The sequence below is a fragment of the Paenibacillus sp. 2TAB26 genome (genome assembly GCF_052115145.1).
Classification (GTDB): Bacteria; Bacillota; Bacilli; order Paenibacillales; family Paenibacillaceae; genus Pristimantibacillus.
The window spans coordinates 238,459-255,876 of record NZ_JBFRGC010000001.1 but is presented as its reverse complement, the minus strand read 5'-3'; the positions used below and the strand labels follow the sequence as shown (position 1 = coordinate 255,876).

Sequence of the window (17,418 nt, the reverse complement as noted above, 5' to 3'; positions counted from 1 at the left end):
TAGCCTATAAAGGCTCTTATATTGTATATCGAATCTTAAACTCCGCTTTGAACGCCAGCGTCTGCTTTAAGCTTCTCCGCTTTGTCAACGCGTTCCCAAGGAAGATCAACATCTGTACGGCCGAAGTGACCATAAGCAGCTGTTTGTCTGTAAATTGGGCGACGTAGATCAAGCATTTTGATAATGCCTGCAGGACGAAGGTCAAAGTTGCTAGTGATGATATCAACAAGTTTATCTTCACCAATTTTGCCTGTTCCATACGTATCTACGTTAATTGATACCGGTTGAGCAACACCAATTGCGTAAGCCAGTTGGATTTCGCATTTGTCTGCAAGTCCTGCAGCTACGATGTTCTTAGCTACATAACGGGCAGCATAAGCTGCTGAACGGTCAACTTTTGTAGGATCCTTGCCGGAGAATGCGCCACCGCCATGACGAGCGTAGCCGCCATACGTGTCAACGATAATTTTACGGCCAGTTAGACCAGCATCACCTTGAGGTCCGCCAATTACGAAGCGGCCAGTTGGGTTAATGAAGTATTTTGTATCAGCATCAAGCCATTCCACTGGAACAACTGGCTTAATAACATGCTCAAGAATATCTTTTTGGATTTGCTCAAGCGTGATTTCTTCCGCATGTTGTGTAGAAACGACAATAGTATCTACGCGAACGGGTTTACCGTCTGCATATTCAATTGTAACTTGCGTTTTACCATCTGGACGAAGGTAAGCAAGCGTCTCGTTTTTACGTACTTCCGACAAGCGACGAGCGATACGGTGAGATAGCGCAATTGGAAGCGGCATAAGCTCAGGTGTTTCGTTTGTAGCAAAACCAAACATTAGACCTTGGTCGCCTGCACCGATATCTTCGTTTTCTTGCTTCATATCTTTGCCATCACGAGTTTCAAGCGCAGCGTTAACGCCTTGCGCAATGTCAGCGGACTGCTCATTGAGCGAAGTCAATACTGCACATGTACTGGAGTCAAAGCCGTATTTGGCACGTGTATAACCGATTTCTTTAATCGTACGGCGTGCAATTGAAGAAATATCAATAAAATCAGCACGGCTGCTAATTTCACCAATAACAAGTACAAGACCTGTTGCTACAGAAACCTCACAAGCTACACGCGCGTATGGATCTGCTTCTAGAAATGCATCTAAGACAGCATCGGATATTTGATCACAAATCTTATCCGGATGGCCTTCAGTAACTGATTCTGATGTAAACAAATGGCGTCCTTTAACCGACATCCGTATCAACCTCCTACAACCTTAATATTAATAAGTGCGGACATTCTACACAAAAAATGAACCTTTTCCCGTAGGAAAAGGTTGTTTTACAACTCTTCTAAAACAGTATGATACCGAAAATGTCGCTTTGTGTCAATGGACGCCGGAATTTCCAATAATTATTGATAACCGCCAAGCACTGATTCTGCTTGAGCTATCAGCCTTCTGGTGATCTCTCCGCCCACTGAACCAGCTTGCCTCGTCGATAATGCTGACCAGTGTACGCTGTGGCCTCCGGCTCCAGAGGATGCCCCTAATTCGCCAGCAAACTCAGTGTCCGCTCCTTCGCTTGCATAGCCGCCTGAGGTTAAACCAAATTCTGCAGCAATTTCATATTTCAAATGATTTAATGCTGCTTTGCTTGTTGGTACTACTACTTTATTCGAACGACTCATAAATGACACCTCCAAAGAATGTAGGAACACAATTGTATTGTGCTTCCTTTCATCTTCTTTAAAGCGTATAATCTATTGTCATTTCGGGTAAAATGTTGAACATCCATCCATATTATTGCAAGCTGTATTTCCCTTTAACCAATACCGTCAAGCCATTCTTTTGATTAGGATCTGGCAATATGCCGCGGCCCTCACGTGGGAAAAGCAATAAATGGTTGGTTGGAACAGCTTTCCCTTTAGTTAAATCCGTACCGCCAGTTAGATCAGCTATACCGCTTGCGTCAGAGCTGTAAGCAATCGCCTTGCCTACACGTACTATGACCTCTGTGCCTTGGCCAGCCATTAGCGTCTTGCCAACTGGCACTGTGACAACTTCTAGCGCGGTGTCCGCGACAGGCGTCGTCGTACCGCCTCCAGGAGTGCCTCCGCCTAGCTTGGCGAGTTGTTCATCCACATAGCTTTTGGTGACAACAGGGTCTTCGACAGAGCCCGGAGTCAGCGCATTTGATTCCGCTTCAAGCGGTGATGCAAAGTTTACGCCGACCCACACACCTACTCCTACTAAAACAACTGCAACTAAACCGCGTATTACCTTTTTCTTCACTTTTGGAAGTCTCCTCTCTATCTCTCATCTCCTATAAAGATACTAGATTTAAGTAGGAGAAACCAGTTTTTTTATAAGTTTAGTGATTACCGTCTAGCCAGTTTGTTGTTGATGAGAATTGTACGTCCTTGGCAAATAGCTTTTTCTTATTACCGTTTAAAGTTTCGTATACATTTAAAGTATAAGTGCTCCAATATTGATTACGAGTCATAGCTTTACTGATAGAATTATAATTTTCTCCGGTTTTCCATTGAATACTTCCTTCTGATTTACCACCGACATCTACAATTTGCGACCAAATCACATCATTTGTAGGCTCATACTCCAATTCAAATAGTAGTTTAGATTGGCTGAATCCATCGTAGCTATAATCCCTACTTACAATTCCCCCTAAATCTACTTCTAACGAATCTTCAAAAGCAAACACATTAAAGTAGTTCAAACCAATTTGGTAAGGGCCAACCTTCAATTTATCGTAGCTTGTAATTATTTTATTTTCTTCTGGCAATGCAAATGTTACTGCTCGAATATAGCCTTTTGGCGTTGCTGTCGACACTTTTAACAATCCTGTGTCATCAAAAGCTTCTCCAAGTAATAATTGAAGACCTTCACCATTCACATTTGGTGGAAGTTCCGTATAGACAATAATTTGATCCTTATTCGTTGGGTTAATAGCTGAAGATGATTTCACAACTTTCGCTTCATAATAATTACCGCTTGTAGACTTAAAATAACCTGTAAAGTATGGCAATAGATTGCTTCTAGTTTGGTTATTAGTCACATCCATATATACGGCGTATATATCATTCGCAGCACCCGAATATGTTTTCACATCAGTAACTTTCACACTCATTTGTGAACCAGTTGAAGTTTGTGTATAAACATTACCAAATGGAACAGAATAAATTGGTGTGACAACAGATTTTGTTACTTCTGCTACAAGAACCTTATCCTCTTTAACACTTTTGTTAAGTTCTAGTTCGAATTTCTTCCATTCATATTCGTATGGAAGCTTTCCAACAAAGGTCATTGTAGTCGAGGCTCCAGGAGCAAGCCCGATATCACCGGTATTCTTTATATTCTGACTTGCTATATTGATTTTATCATCAATGACCATTGTGCCGCTTAAATCAGGCAATGGCAAATATACGGATTCCTTATTTTTTACAATTAGCTTTGCAATCACGTTATCATCATTGTTCCATGGGAATCGTTGAACGGATTGAAGCTCTACCTCATAATTCCCATTTTCATCTGTAAACGATTTTTTAGAAGATGTTGTCGTACTGAATTTTACGGGTACTTCAAAAGATGCGACAGGTAACTCAAGTTGTTCAGTCTCAGCTGCGCCAATTTTTTGTGAAATAATCAATTGCCAACCTGTTGTAGGCACTGTGATTGGAACAGTACCATACAACTGAATAGAATTTAACACAGTAGGCTCTAATGGTTTATTCTGATCCGTTGTATTTTTAAGCTTTAATTGAAACAAGCCTTTTGAAGTCTTTAAGTAATATACATAATCCGGTAGCGCAACTCCAAGCTTGCTTGTATTACGTGCTAGATATGTAAGGTTAACCGCATAATTTTCTGCAGTTTTATTCACAATTGTTTGTTCTACTCGTGTATTAATAATTGTATTTTTAATTTGAATCCCTTTAAAACCTCCAGCTTTAACTACATTGGAATAATTAGCAGGAAAAGTGAATTGTCCAATTAGTTTCTCATATCCTGAAACAGAAAAATCGAATTTTATAAAATTAAGAATAAGCTTATCTAGTGTAACACTAGCAGGTACTTCACTATAATAAGTTAAACTTATTGTTGATTTAGGACTTACCTTCTTCTTGCTGTCTTTATCAAGCAACGTCAATATATAATTAGTACCACTCTTTGTTTTTAAGCGAGCCCAATAATCAATTAAATTAATTGAAGTGCTATCCCCGTTATACACAGTAAGAGTAAAGCTTGCTGTTGCTCCCTTTGAGGATGGAATAAGATTCGCATCTGTAAGTTGAACATATGAAGCACTTGATAAATTAATTTTTTTATTTACCGCCGCTGCAGCAGTAGCACGCGAGATAGGAACCGTACTTAGCAATAATGATAGCACTACTAATAGAGAGATAATGAAAGAAGGTTTTCTAACGTTCATTAGCATGTTTGATGTTTCACTCCATATCTTAGAATTTAACATATTAGACGTATCCACCAGCGATTAAGTTTCGCATAGTTAAAAGTTTATTTTGCGTTTGCGGACCAAGTCTATATAAACAACTATAACTCTTTTATATGAACAGTATATGAACAATAAATCTTATGTACAAAAAAAAGAAAGCTGAGAGTAAACTCTCAGCTTTCTAATTTAGTGCTAGTCGTTAATATTACTTAACTTTAACAACGACAACGCCAGCTTCGTCGTAGCCATTGTACTTAAGACCACTACCTTGAACAACTACTGTATACTTGGTGTTGTAGTTGTTGCCATCAACAGCTTCACGAAGATCAGCGAACGAACCAACGGAAACTGTATCACCTTTTTTGTAGAAGATTTGTGTTTCAGGAGATACTACAAAAGTAGCATTTCCAGCAACGATTACTCTTGTGCTGTTATCAACTGTCAAAGAATTAGCATCAGTAGCTACAGCAAGAGCATCAGCATATTCATAAAGAGCGTTACCGGAATCTGCTTTGTCTGTCAATTTAACTAGATCAGATTTTTTCAAATCTTTAACCTTGTTATAAGCATCAACGCCAGTTTCATTGGTTAGTGCAAAAGTTTTCTCTTCACCCTTAACATTTAGTGTTACGGAGTAAGTAGAACCAGTTGCAGAAATATTTTCACTTGCTTTAACGAATAGACCTTGTACTGTTGGAAGATTAGCAGATGTACCAGCTGTAGTAACTACTACGTACTTAGCTGCACCGCTAGCATCTGTTTTAACTGCAACTTTAGCGCCTTTAGTTACATCAGCAGCAGTTCCAACAGTGATTGTTGTTTTAGTGCTATCTGATTTATTAACTGAAGCTTTCAAGTAAATTGTGTTGCTGTTAAGACCGTAGCTATTATTTTCAATTGTCAATTTAGAAGCTGTTACTTCAGAAACTACTTGTTCAGCAGCCAAGGAAACAGCACCATGAGCTGCAGGCAAGTTGATAAGACCATCAGTATACTTCAGTTCTACCAAAGTATTTTTCAATGCTTCTGTAACATCTACATCTTTCGTGTACTCAGTTACAGACTTAGCATCTTTCAACGAATAGTAAACTACTTTTGTGTAGCCATTCAAGACTTCGCCATCTTTAATGAAGGATTTATTAAATTCAACATTTAGAATTACAGCGAATTGACTGTTATCTACACCAGCAACAGAAGATCTGTAAGCAATTTTACCATCTTTGTTCAGGTGGTAAGTGTACTCAGTTCCAATTGTTCCACCTAGGCCATTAGCAACAACAGCATAAGTTTTGCCACCTACAGTGTAAGTAACGTCATTACCAGACTTACCAATGGAATCAAGTTTGCCAGAAACAGTGTTGCGAGTCGCAACTACGTTAAGAGCATCACCATCAGCATTTTTGATTACGTTAACTACGTCATTTGCTTTCAAATCAGCAAGTGCAGCAGTTTTGCCGTCAAGGGAAATTGCAGTGTTGCTGTTCACTTTGTAAGAAGCGCCACTTTCCTTGCTTGTTACACGGCTGTAATCTTTGTAAGCTGTAACTTCTTCAAATACCAAGTTCGAATCCCAGTTGTTAACCAATAGAGCTTGAACTTTGTCATCGCTGTTCAAAAGAATTACTACTTCTTTATCATTAGCAAGACTGTAGTTGGAAACTTGCTTATCAGTGTTTACATAAGTAACAACACCTGGAGCTGAATTTTTTACTGAACCATCGTTGTAATAAACAGCGTTAGCTACAGTAGTACCAGCAGGGTTTGCATCAGATGTAGTCGTGATAATGTTACCAGCTGCTTGTGCATCTGTTATAGCAAGAATTTGGTTGCTTCCGTTCTTTTTAAGAACGCTAACTGAGTGACCAAGAAGTTCACCTAGTTTTTTGCCGCCAGTTACAAAGAAGTTGTCAGCAGTAACTTCGTTAGCACCGTTAAGGCTAACTTCTTTTTTGCTAGTCAAAGAAGTACCAGTAAGAACTTTATCTTCAGTAGTTCCAAGTTTGTTGATCAATGGAACAAGGTTTGCGTTTGCTGCAAGTTTTTTACCTTTTGTATCAACATCAAGTTGGTTGCCGTCTGCATCGTAGCCAACAAGTGTTGCACCCAAAGTGTTGGATGTCAATTCAGCAACGATACCGCGGTTAGCTTTAGTGCCAGTCGCGATTTCAAGACCATCAAAGATGTTAAGGTTATCAGCTTGAAGTATTACGTTATAAGGCCATGAACCTGAAAGGTGCTTATCTTGGTAACCAAGTGCACGTACCAAAATAGCTACTACCTCTTCAAACTTAACGCTGTCAGAAGGACGGTAGTTACCGTTGAAGCCTTGGATAAAGCCTTTAGCAGAAGCTACGTTGATGTAGCCAGTGTACCAAGCATTAGCTTTAACGTCTTTGAACGATGGTTTAACATCATTCATCAACTTCGCTGCGCTTTCGTTACCAGTAGCGATAACAACTACTTTCGCAAGTTCTGCACGAGTAATTGAGTTCTCTGGTTTAAATGTACCATCTTCATAACCTGAAATGATTCCTAGTGCAGTTAGTTCTTCAACTGCTGATTGTACCGGTTTGCCAACAACATCAGATGGTGTTGCTGCAAAAGCTGGAACGGATAATGGTAGTACTAGCGCAGTAGCTAGCACAAATGCTGCTATTTTTTTCTTCATAACCTTTATTTCTCCTCCTCTAAATACGTGCGGTTGTTGAGAGTTTTGTTTAAATAGTGAATTGCTCTTTTCCCTCATAGCCGATTCACCCCCTTTCCAGAGTTGAGCACAGATTTGATATAAATGATGTCTACAATCATGATAAACCCATTTGTAAAATCATGTCGTAGAAACTTGTAAAAAATGCGAGAACATTGCTAGAGTCACGGCACCACTTTAACATTATACAATGGGCAGGTCGTACCGTAAAGAGGAAGTTGAGAATTCATTCCAATTTGTTTCCAGCATGAGTAGGTCTCGCGCATCAAATCATGTGTTTGTTACAACGTCATGTATTTAAACGCACGTGACAATGAAAAGTTGCGATGTTCTTAAAAAAACTTTAAAAGTTTTTTCTTTTTCCGTTTTTTCTTAATTATGTACATCTAACTGTAATCTACTCCCTGCTTTGTTTAGTATAGCTTGTTTTCATAGAGCTCGTCGATGCTAAACATTTTCCATGGATAAAGTTTCTCCTCTTGCTAAGAAATAAAAAGGTCGACACAGCGGTCGACCCTTTCGCTTCTTGTTATTTGCTATAAATTTTAGGAAGCTTACCTAAATCCGCCATTACTCTAGCCATGATTATTGCAGCATCACTCCGCAATAGCTTAGCTTTTGGTTCGAATACTGAACCAGACTTTGGATTCTTGACATCAATTAACGAACCTTGAATGAATCCTTTTTTCTGGATAGCCATAACAGCCGGAATTGAGTAATAGTCAAAGTTCCCAGAATCTTTGAAAGCCTTATCCAGGGCCGACTTTGCTTTTTGAGCGTTCGTCTCCAGCTTCAGGTTTAATGCCCTTGCCAGCACAACTGAAGCATCTTGACGAGATAAATCTACATCTTCATCGAAAAACCCCGGTCTAGTGCCACGAACAAATCCTGCACGCGCTGCCGTTTCGATATATCGGTAGTCATAAATTGCATTAGCGTTATTAGCATTGGTAATCGTCTCTGGATAATAAGAGAAATGCAGATCTCCACCATAGTTCAATGGAATATCGAGCGCACGAATAATCATCCGCGTGAATTCTCCCCTTGTTACGTAACGATCGGCGCCAAAAATACCAATTGGATCTACAGCATTCATAACACCTTTAGCATAGATGGCTTCCATAGCCTCTCTCGCATAAGGGTGATCGTTAATGTCGTTATATCCACGAGTAAGCTTAACCGCTACATAATATCCGAATTTGGTAAACGGAACGGTTATCGTATGTTTTTTCTCGTCAACAACTCCACCAATGTTTTCCCATGTACTATTGTAAGGATCAAATCGGAAAACGGTAATCGTCGTACCTGCACTTTGCGACACGTTAGAATCATAAGACAATGTAAGCTTGCCGGGTGCTGTAGGCGCAAGTTCAAGACCGAACTTATTCCATCGTTTCGCAAAGCTATCCGTTGCTTTGCCTACTATGTTCGGGAACGGGAATGGATCCGTTCCTGTTGTTACAGGATCAAACAATGGCGATGATGGATCTGGATTATCCGCTTGACCACCATCAATCCAAAATAATGGGCTTGCTTTAATGAACTGTCTAGCTTGGTCTTGGAACCGATATCCAATATGCAAGTTGCCTTCTGCCAAACTGTTAGCAGAATAGTTCGGCGGCTGACCTTCAAATTCATGACGATCTACAATTCCATCATTTGGACTTGCTATCGCAAATAAAATATCATTATCGCTGTATACTTGTCCTGAATAGTTTGTAGATGCATTGTAAGTTGGTCGGACAAGCTTACTCTTACTTGCGAATGAGAGAACTAGACTATTATTGAAAACCTTATGTGAGCTTTGCATCTTTTGCAAAAATTGAGCCCCGGGAATGTTTGCAGGCTGATACATAACTTCAAAGGAGTCTTTAATTTTGTCCTTCCCACGTGTAATCGTAAATTCTATTTTGCTTGCTTTATTCGCCTTTACATCTTTAACCGTCAGACTAAAGGCATCAACAAATTGTGGCGTACTTTGGCTGTAATCAATAAATTTCACTTTTTTAGCTGTTTCTTTGCCAATTACGATTGATTCCGCACCTGGTGAGGCAATAATGACTTTAACATAGTTTTGATTTATAGTCCGCTTCTCTTTAAGTGGTGCCAAAATTGAATATGGAATAGAAGTAGCATCAATTTCCATACGGTAAGTTGCTCGTGGACCTGCCTCTCCACTGTTAAATACGGTCATACCATATACCTGAGAGCTGCCATCTTCAGGCATCTTTTGATTAACAATGATGAAGTAGAAGTATTGACCGTCTACGTCATAAAAGAAATCGATTTTTGCATCATCTGTTGACACGTTATTGTCTTTGTTATTTAAACCTGAATTATAAGGTTTTGTTGCATATGCCGGCAATGGAACTCCGTTTCTAGTCGGCGTAAATTCCTTCGTTAAATCCCATTTTATATCTGACTTCCAATTGGGCGATGAAATGCGTATTATATATTGTCCTTGAGTTGAGCCTAAATTTTTATGCCCTGTTTCAAAGTAACCCTCACCGCCAAGATCGATGAAGTCAAATGTGCCGTATACATTCAAACGAGCTTCCTTTGTTGTATATACACTGCCTTGCTTAGGGAAATTGGTATCATTCGGAAGCGGTTTTGACAGACTTGCGCTATACGGATAAACACCATCGGTATTAGGCGCAGGTATAACTGGCAAATTAGTTGGAACAACACTAAATTTAAAGGCATTCTCATAATTATTTTTGTCCGTGCGGAATACGAACTTCACATTATTTTCTCCAGCTTTATTTAAGATGTTGAATATAAAAGTTGCTGCTTTAACTTTATCAGCTCCAGTCCCGAGAGGCTGGAACTTTGTTGTTGATCCGTTACTTTCTAGTGGAATCTCAACATTGTTAATATATAGGAACACCGTTTGTTTTTTGGTGCCATTGCTTGCATAGATAACTTCCGCTTCATTGGCTACATTAAATAATTGTCCGCTAAACATACCCAGCTTGTTCAACAAGATTGTTGGGTCAGTTTCTCTTACTGAATCGTAATCAACCTTCATTCCTTCAACTAATGTGTTGAACTTCACGTAAGGTCCATACAACAGTTTGGCAACAATTATTTTTTCTTCGCTAGTACCTTTTGAGTCATTTAGTTTGAACGAAATTGAATTAGTCCCAAAATTAGGTAATTTATTGATTTCAATAAACAACCGCAAAAACGGTGTTGATTGGTTATTTACGGTACGATAGACAATCTCGGAATGCTTGATTTGCGTAAATCCTGAACCAACAGCAGTTTGTATCAAATCATTAATCTTAAATAAGTTTTCGTAAGGAGCAGTTAGACCTCCATAATTACCCACCAATACCTCCACTCCCATAGGCATGGAGTAAACATTAACACCCTCGCTTGGAATATCTGTTCCTTGCAACCCTTGAAGACGGCCTGCATTAACTGGATCCGTATTCATAGTTTGATCATAGCCTGATAGATAATTGATATCGTAAATATAGGCTAGGCTGTTGTTACGTACAGTAAAAGGTATCCAATTTGAGCCTTGAAGAATGTTGCCATTAGGCGCTATAAAGCGAAGCTGATTGGATTGATCGAACGTAATTGTTGGCAAATCATACTTATATTCTACTGTTATAAATTTAGTTGTATTATCAATAATTGCTGGTGCTGGAGTGATTATTATTGAATTCGTAATCGGTTTTATAGAGGTAGCTGATGCCCCACCTTGTTTCAGTTCTAAGCTTAGCATTTCTGCAAGATTAGCTGCAGTTACATCAACTGTTTCTGCTTTATTTCCATCTTTATCAATATCCGTGACGTCATATAGTGGAAGCGGTATTATGGCTTTTCCAGATACTTGAATAGCTTTTGCTCCATTAGAGTCCGTCGAAAAGTTTAAATTGGGTTCTAACACAGAAGACTGTGTTCCCGATGTCATTTTCAGATCATAAAATGTCACTTCACCGTTATAGAAAGCYACCTCGCGAGTCGTTTCCACAACTTGTCCATTATTATGCACCTTTAAAACAATTGTATTGATACCCTTCTGAATGCTCAGCAAAGATGTACTGAAACGGCTGTCGCTGGTCGAATTCGAAACGTTGAACTCGTAGCTTCTGCCATTAATGACTACCGTTATTTTTTGAGCATTTGGTGCTTTACCAGAAATAACGATTTCACCGTTTTGCTGTACGATAGGCGCTGTTGAATAGAGCATCGTCGGTTGGTTTTCCGGCATTGCATAATCTTTATTCTCAAATGTAGCTTTTAGATCGTAAAGCATTGGGCTATTACGATATTCAATATAAATGGATTCACTGACAGTTGATGTGCCCGCTATTCCTTTAAACGTAATTTTGTTTAGACCAGGGAAAAGCGTAAGGTTAGAAATGACAATGCTATTATCCCCGCTAGAGGTAGATATGCCTGTTGTAATTTCCTCTGTCGTGTTTACTTCATTTTCTTTAGATCCGTCCATTGTAATTTGTTTTACATTGTAGCTAATTGAATTACCTACTACCCCGTTTATTGTACCTTCTAGCTTTACAGATTGACTTGATACAATTCTTGCACTTCCAGGTGATGCATTTTCATTTGAAAACAAGAAATAGGAGCCTGCAGCTGTTACCGTTTGTGAAGCTCCGAACGGCGGCAACAATGTAATCAACAGTGCCAGCGTTAGCGCTAATGATAGTAATCTTTTCAAAACAATGTTCCTCCTTTATGTATATGGCGAGCATGGGTATTTGAATGATAAATGGCCTGACGACTATGCGGCTTACCTTTGAATAAATCTTCCTCCCTTTTCCTCTTTAGTCAGCTTTGATGCAATTGCAGTTAAGAGATCTGACCGCAGAAAAGTTCTGTACAGTTGTTATCGGCTTTTGGCTCCCAATTTTTTAGCTATTTGGTCGATTTTCAACAAAAAAAGAGCCCTGATTCCGTTAAAGGATTCAGAGCTCTTATTTATTTGGAACGGGATTCAGCATCCAGCTTGAGTCGAAGTCTCATTCGAGCTAGAAAATTAATAAGCGGCCGGCGTGTTTTGTCCACGATACCGGTTATTTCTGCCCCGATCTGTAAGAAAAACATTAGCATACATATGACGGCAAAAGTGATCCAGTTCGCCGCGCTCGACTGTACGACAGCCGATTGCACGATTGCGAGTCCGCCGAATATGGCAGCTACTCCCCAAATGATAAGTACGGTACGACGGTGGCTGAAGCCAAGGTCGCGCAGACGATGGTGCAAATGCCCTTTGTCTGGTGCAAATATCGGTTTCTTGTTTACCCAGCGGCGAACGATTGCGAAGAAGGTATCCGAAAGCGGAACGCCGATAATGAGCAGCGGTGTTACAAACGATACCATCGTTACCTGCTTGAAGCCAAGCATCGAAAGCGTTGCTAGACTGAAGCCGAGAAACAGCGAGCCCGAGTCGCCCATAAATATTTTTGCGGGATGAAAGTTGAAAACGAGAAAGCCGACAATTCCGCCCAGCAGCAATGTGCTCAATAAGATAACTGGTTGGAAGCCCATCAGTGATGCCATCACAACAATCGTTGCAATCGCGATGCCTGACACGCCGGCAGCAAGCCCGTCCAAGCCGTCGATCAGATTAATGGCATTCGTTACACCGACGATCCAGAGAATCGTAAGTGGAATGCTGATCCATCCAGCAATTGGCTGCATCGTTTCGCCGAACGGAATGTTCAGCAAGTCGATCTTAACGTCGAAGACGAAAACGACTACGCATGCCGCCGCGATTTGACCGAGCAGCTTCACTTTAGCTGAAAGCTCGAAGCGGTCATCGAAAGCACCTAAAATAATAATCATCGTACCGCCGACTAGCAGCGCGTTGATCATATTGGAATCTTGCGGACGGAGCAAGCCGTCTGGTATAAATGGCGATAAAATAAAGAATGCGCCAACGAATGCAATATAAATAGCTAGACCGCCAAGACGCGGCATAATGCGCGTGTGTACCTTGCGGTGATTTGGTTTGTCTATTGCGCCTACTTTGAAAGCAAATTTCTTAACAAGCGGCGTCATCGCAATGGCTAGAACAAGAGCGATTATGAACCCAATTGAATACAGCAAGCCTACCGGCATGTGTGCAACTCCCCTTTTCTTTCTACCGAAGTGAATTATACTCCGATTGGAAAGGAAACTCCAACCCCGTTTTCAACCAATTTTGATGGTTTTAACGAGAATTTCACGGTGTAGGTCGAGGTTTTGTAACGTTTTCTTTGTCGCGAACCACTTTCACTACGAATTTCGGCAAAACAAGCATTCTTTTGTAGCGTTTAGGCTCTTGCAGCAAGCGATAAAACCATTCAAGCCGAAGTTTTTGGAAAATATTCGGAGCTCGCTTTAGTTTACCCGAAACAACGTCGAAGCTTCCGCCAACGCCCATAATCAATGGCACGCCCAGCCTTTGCTTGTATTTCACAATCCACGGCTCCTGCGTATCCGCACCTCGTGCCACAAACAATAAATCAGGAGCAGCCGCACGGATTTCTTCGATGACTTCCTCATCTTGATCAGGGCCAAAAAATCCGTTCCGATAGCCTACAATTTTCACTTGAGGATATTGCAGCTGCAGCTTCTCTGCCGCGGCTTCAATAATCTCCTGTGAGGTGCCAAGCAGGTAGGCCTTCCATCTACGCTTTTCACCCTCATGCAGCAAGCGGTGAAGGAGATCAAACCCCGTCACACGTTCTGCAACAGGCTGTCCTACGTATTTGGCCGCCCATACCACTCCTGCACCATCAGGCACAATAAGATCTGCGCGCCGCATCATCGCACTATACTTGGGGTCCTCGACGGCAGACATAATCATGATCGGATTAGCGGTAATCACATGGGTTACGCGTCTTTCTTCGATCGCTTCTATTAAGTAATTGACTGTGTCATCCATGCCCACTTTGGAGAATGGTATGCCGTATAACGGCACAGTTGGTAGTTGTTTCGACAAGAGGAACTCACCTCGATAATGTATGACGCAGCAAATGTACAATTTGTTGCGCCGGTCTTTGCGATTGTTGTTTTAAAAGATCGATTGCTGGCTTGTGCTTTGCCTGCCAGCCCTCTTTATCAGACAGCAGCAAACCCGCTGCTTCTGCGAATTTTTCGGCATCGAGCTGCTCCGTCGTGCCGACGGCTTTGATGCCAAGTCGACCCAGAAATTGGTCGATCTTCGGGTCGTACGAGAGGCCAAGCATGGGAACCCTTTGGCCTGCGGCATAAATAAGCGCATGGAGGCGCATGCCGAACAAAGCGTCGCACCGGCTGACCTCAAGCAGCATTTGCTGGGGGTCGTCGCCGGGCGCGGCCAGCTCGGCGGTGGAACCGTCGCCGAGCCTGCCGCGCAGCCGTTCCAGCACCTGCTCCGACGCTACAGTGTCGGAGGGTGTGTGGAACGGCAGGAAGCGCAGCCGGACAGGCATGCGCTTCGACAGCGCGACTAGCGCATCGGCGGCGCGTTCGAGATCGGCGCCGTCGCTGCGCCAGGGGCGCAGCGATACACCGACCAGCGGCGCAGCAGCAGGGTCGGAAGCTTGTCCAGCCGCTGATGAACCCGCAGGGAGCGGCAAGCCCATGACCGGATCGGGAACAACATCGATCCGATCACTAGGCACGCCGATTCGTCCAAGCAAAGCAGCGGATTCCTCATCTCTAACGGATACATATGCGCTTTGCTTCATTACTCCGCGAATCATAGGGTCCATCCAGCGCCGAATCACAGGGCCAATCCCTTGCGAATAAGCGAATGTTGGCTTACCCAGCAATTGGGCCAGCTTCATGACGCCAGTATAATAAGGAATCGTTTTGGCGCCTGTAACGTCCTGCAGGAGGCTTCCGCCTCCGCTTATTAGACCGTCGCTGCCTTTCAATGCTTTCCATAGATCTCCTGGATGCATGCGGCGGACAGCTTCAACGCCGTACATACGGCTTGTCCAATCTGGATCACCTGATAAAACGATCGGCTGAATTTGTACGCCCTGCGCCTTGCCTTCTTCTTCTAGTGCTAGCAATATCGATTTGAGTACCGCTTCATCACCGCTGTTGTAGAAGCCATAATAGCCTGAAATTACTATTCGACGAACTTGCGGATGATGGCTGGTGCCCATTTACGAATTGCTCCTTCCACGATCTGCCATGCCAATATCAAGATACATCCGATTATGATACCTGTACCCAAGCCGAGCGCTACACGAATCATCGAAATGTGAAGTGGTGTATGAAGATGTGCAAACGTATCAACCATCGTCAATTGACCGATCGAACCAATGATAACAAGCAGCCATGCCGCACGATAACGAAGTGCAAGGAACAAGCCAAGCAGCAGCGGCGGATGACCAAGCATGAACTCTTTAAAGCGCGGTCGTACACCGAATGTATTTTCCAGCCAACCGCGAATAAGCAGCTCAATAGCAGGTGCTTGTCCACCATTCCCTGTACGAGACAAGTAATAGAAGCCGATAACGCCAATAACTCCAGCTACTATAATCCATGTTAATGTAATAGGTTGAGAAAGCAGCTTGCGCAGCTTTCCGATTGATGTTTGACCGTTATAGAAAAACACATAAATGGCCACAAGGATAATCGGAGCCAAATGCAGCACACTTACGCCGCGGAATTGTTCCAATACAAGATTGTACGTAATATTGTTCAACAATCCGAATATCATCGGCGCTCCCATAAGAGAGATGAGCGTCGCCACAATAAACCAATTCAGAGCAAGACCAAAACGTCTTCCCGTAGATATGGCAGGGAATATCCATTTCATACGATTGCCGTTCTCATATACAGCACCTGGCTGCTGAGGAGTCTGCCCTTGCTGGCTTCTTCCTACTGACCATTTCGTTCCGCCAATAACACGACGCTCGCCAACGGTACGGGAATAAATCCGATTCATTACCCATATAAGAGCCAGCGTAGGGGCTGCAATTGAAGCACCTAATGCAAGTCCTTGCTCCATAAGCGAGCTGTTTAGCTTGTACAAGCCTGCGCTTCCAACTAAGCCAATCGCATAAACTGGAATATAAACGCCTGGAATAAATGCGCCGATTAACAAAGTAATCAGTGCTACTGCAGCCGCAGCAACGATTGCACGCAGCGGTTTATTCCAAGAAGGCTGCTCATGATCAAACGGTTTTGGCTTGCCTGGCGTAAAGCCGGCGTCCGAGAGCTTATCTACGATTCCGCCCTCGTCACTCATTGCCTCAGCAATGCGGTCCAAGGAGTGAACTACCTTTGCTTTATCCGTATTGGACTGAGCTGTCCCGTTCAAGAAAAACATCCGGATATTACGATCCTTCGCCGCTAAAAGAAAACGATCAGCAATAGCTTCCGGCGTCATCGTCATACCGTCGTTCTCCGACAATGAATATAATCTCACTACATTATAATTTGTAATATAAGCTAATTTATTTATGCCTTGTTGCGGTTTTTTCAAATTCTCTATGGTCGCTACGCCCATATCGTATTTTTTGAGTAGTTCTCCGAACTGATAAAGGCTGTTATCCATCGCTTGATCGGATGCACCCTTTACTTTGTCACCGTCGAACAATACGCGGTCTACATCGTATTCCTTCAATTTCGCAAGCATAGCATCTGTTGCCTGCTGATCATAAGGCTTAATACGGTCAGATAAGCGAGGCAATATTTGAAGTCCGGCATTATGAATCGTTTCAAGTGAAATCGGATCAAAATCCATCGTCTTCATAACTGCCTCTGCAATAGGCATCTCAACGACTAAGCCATTTCGGCCACCGTACGACCAATTGCTATACACAGCCTCGGAACGATCAAGCGCTTCGCGAACAATCGGTCCAATCATTTCTTCTTCTTTGGGCCCATTGAACAAAATATAAGTAAAGTTTTGGCCTACCGGCTCAAATTTACTTTGAAGCAATGCAGCATCTCTGGAGCTGTAAAAAGTAAGTCTGCCGGAAATTTGCAGATCCTTCAGAGAGCTCTCATAAACAGCCATTGTAGTGACGCCAGCTTCCTTGAGCATCTCCAGCTTTTCCGTTAAAAATTGCTGCGGACGAGCCTGACGCTCCGCCACCTCAATAATATCCCGATAATCAAATACATATTCTACTTGCTTCGACGATTTTTCCATTTCCATCCGAACGGCACCGAGCGGCAATGCTGCCGCCACCCCGATAATTGCAATGATCCATAATGCGAATCTTGCGCGCCGATTCCATTGCTGCCAACGTAAAAACACACAATTCCTCCGTTCTAAA

At 42.3% G+C, this 17,418-nt stretch carries 10 protein-coding genes; all 10 read right to left on the bottom strand.

Going from position 1 to position 17,418, the window contains the following annotated elements; translation table 11 throughout:
- Positions 1-35: 35 nt before the first annotated feature.
- Positions 36-1,250 carry a methionine adenosyltransferase gene (metK, locus tag AB4Z50_RS01115; RefSeq protein WP_430056938.1) on the bottom strand — a complete coding sequence of 405 codons (1,215 nt, stop codon included), beginning with the start codon at positions 1,248-1,250 and terminating at the stop codon, positions 36-38.
- A 158-nt stretch (positions 1,251-1,408) separates the two neighbouring features.
- On the bottom strand, positions 1,409-1,684 hold the full coding sequence (locus AB4Z50_RS01110; RefSeq protein WP_441874729.1) for a small, acid-soluble spore protein, alpha/beta type: 276 nt from the start codon (positions 1,682-1,684) through the stop codon (positions 1,409-1,411).
- A 112-nt stretch (positions 1,685-1,796) separates the two neighbouring features.
- Positions 1,797-2,288, bottom strand: a complete 492-nt coding sequence (locus AB4Z50_RS01105; RefSeq protein ID WP_441874727.1) for a hypothetical protein — start codon at positions 2,286-2,288, stop codon at positions 1,797-1,799.
- Between the two features lie 79 nt (positions 2,289-2,367).
- On the bottom strand, positions 2,368-4,485 hold the full coding sequence (locus AB4Z50_RS01100) for a hypothetical protein (RefSeq protein ID WP_441874725.1): 2,118 nt from the start codon (positions 4,483-4,485) through the stop codon (positions 2,368-2,370).
- Between the two features lie 187 nt (positions 4,486-4,672).
- Entirely contained in the window at positions 4,673-7,213 is a 2,541-nt protein-coding gene (locus AB4Z50_RS01095; protein ID WP_441874723.1) for an S-layer homology domain-containing protein, read from the bottom strand.
- Positions 7,214-7,703: 490 nt separating this feature from the next.
- Positions 7,704-11,867, bottom strand: a complete 4,164-nt coding sequence (locus AB4Z50_RS01090; RefSeq protein ID WP_441874721.1) for an S-layer homology domain-containing protein — start codon at positions 11,865-11,867, stop codon at positions 7,704-7,706.
- 260 nt (positions 11,868-12,127) lie between these two features.
- On the bottom strand, positions 12,128-13,270 hold the full coding sequence (locus AB4Z50_RS01085; protein ID WP_054025418.1) for a glycosyltransferase family 4 protein: 1,143 nt from the start codon (positions 13,268-13,270) through the stop codon (positions 12,128-12,130).
- A 103-nt stretch (positions 13,271-13,373) separates the two neighbouring features.
- Positions 13,374-14,078 carry a WecB/TagA/CpsF family glycosyltransferase gene (locus AB4Z50_RS01080; protein WP_441874850.1) on the bottom strand — a complete coding sequence of 235 codons (705 nt, stop codon included), beginning with the start codon at positions 14,076-14,078 and terminating at the stop codon, positions 13,374-13,376.
- Between the two features lie 64 nt (positions 14,079-14,142).
- A complete protein-coding gene (csaB, locus tag AB4Z50_RS01075; RefSeq protein WP_441874718.1) occupies positions 14,143-15,291 on the bottom strand; it encodes a polysaccharide pyruvyl transferase CsaB in 1,149 nt (382 codons plus the stop codon).
- Positions 15,255-17,399 (bottom strand): DUF5693 family protein, encoded by a 2,145-nt coding sequence (locus AB4Z50_RS01070; RefSeq protein ID WP_076266216.1) that lies wholly within the window; start codon positions 17,397-17,399, stop codon positions 15,255-15,257. Before AB4Z50_RS01070 ends, csaB begins: the two co-directional genes overlap by 37 nt.
- Positions 17,400-17,418: the final 19 nt, after the last annotated feature.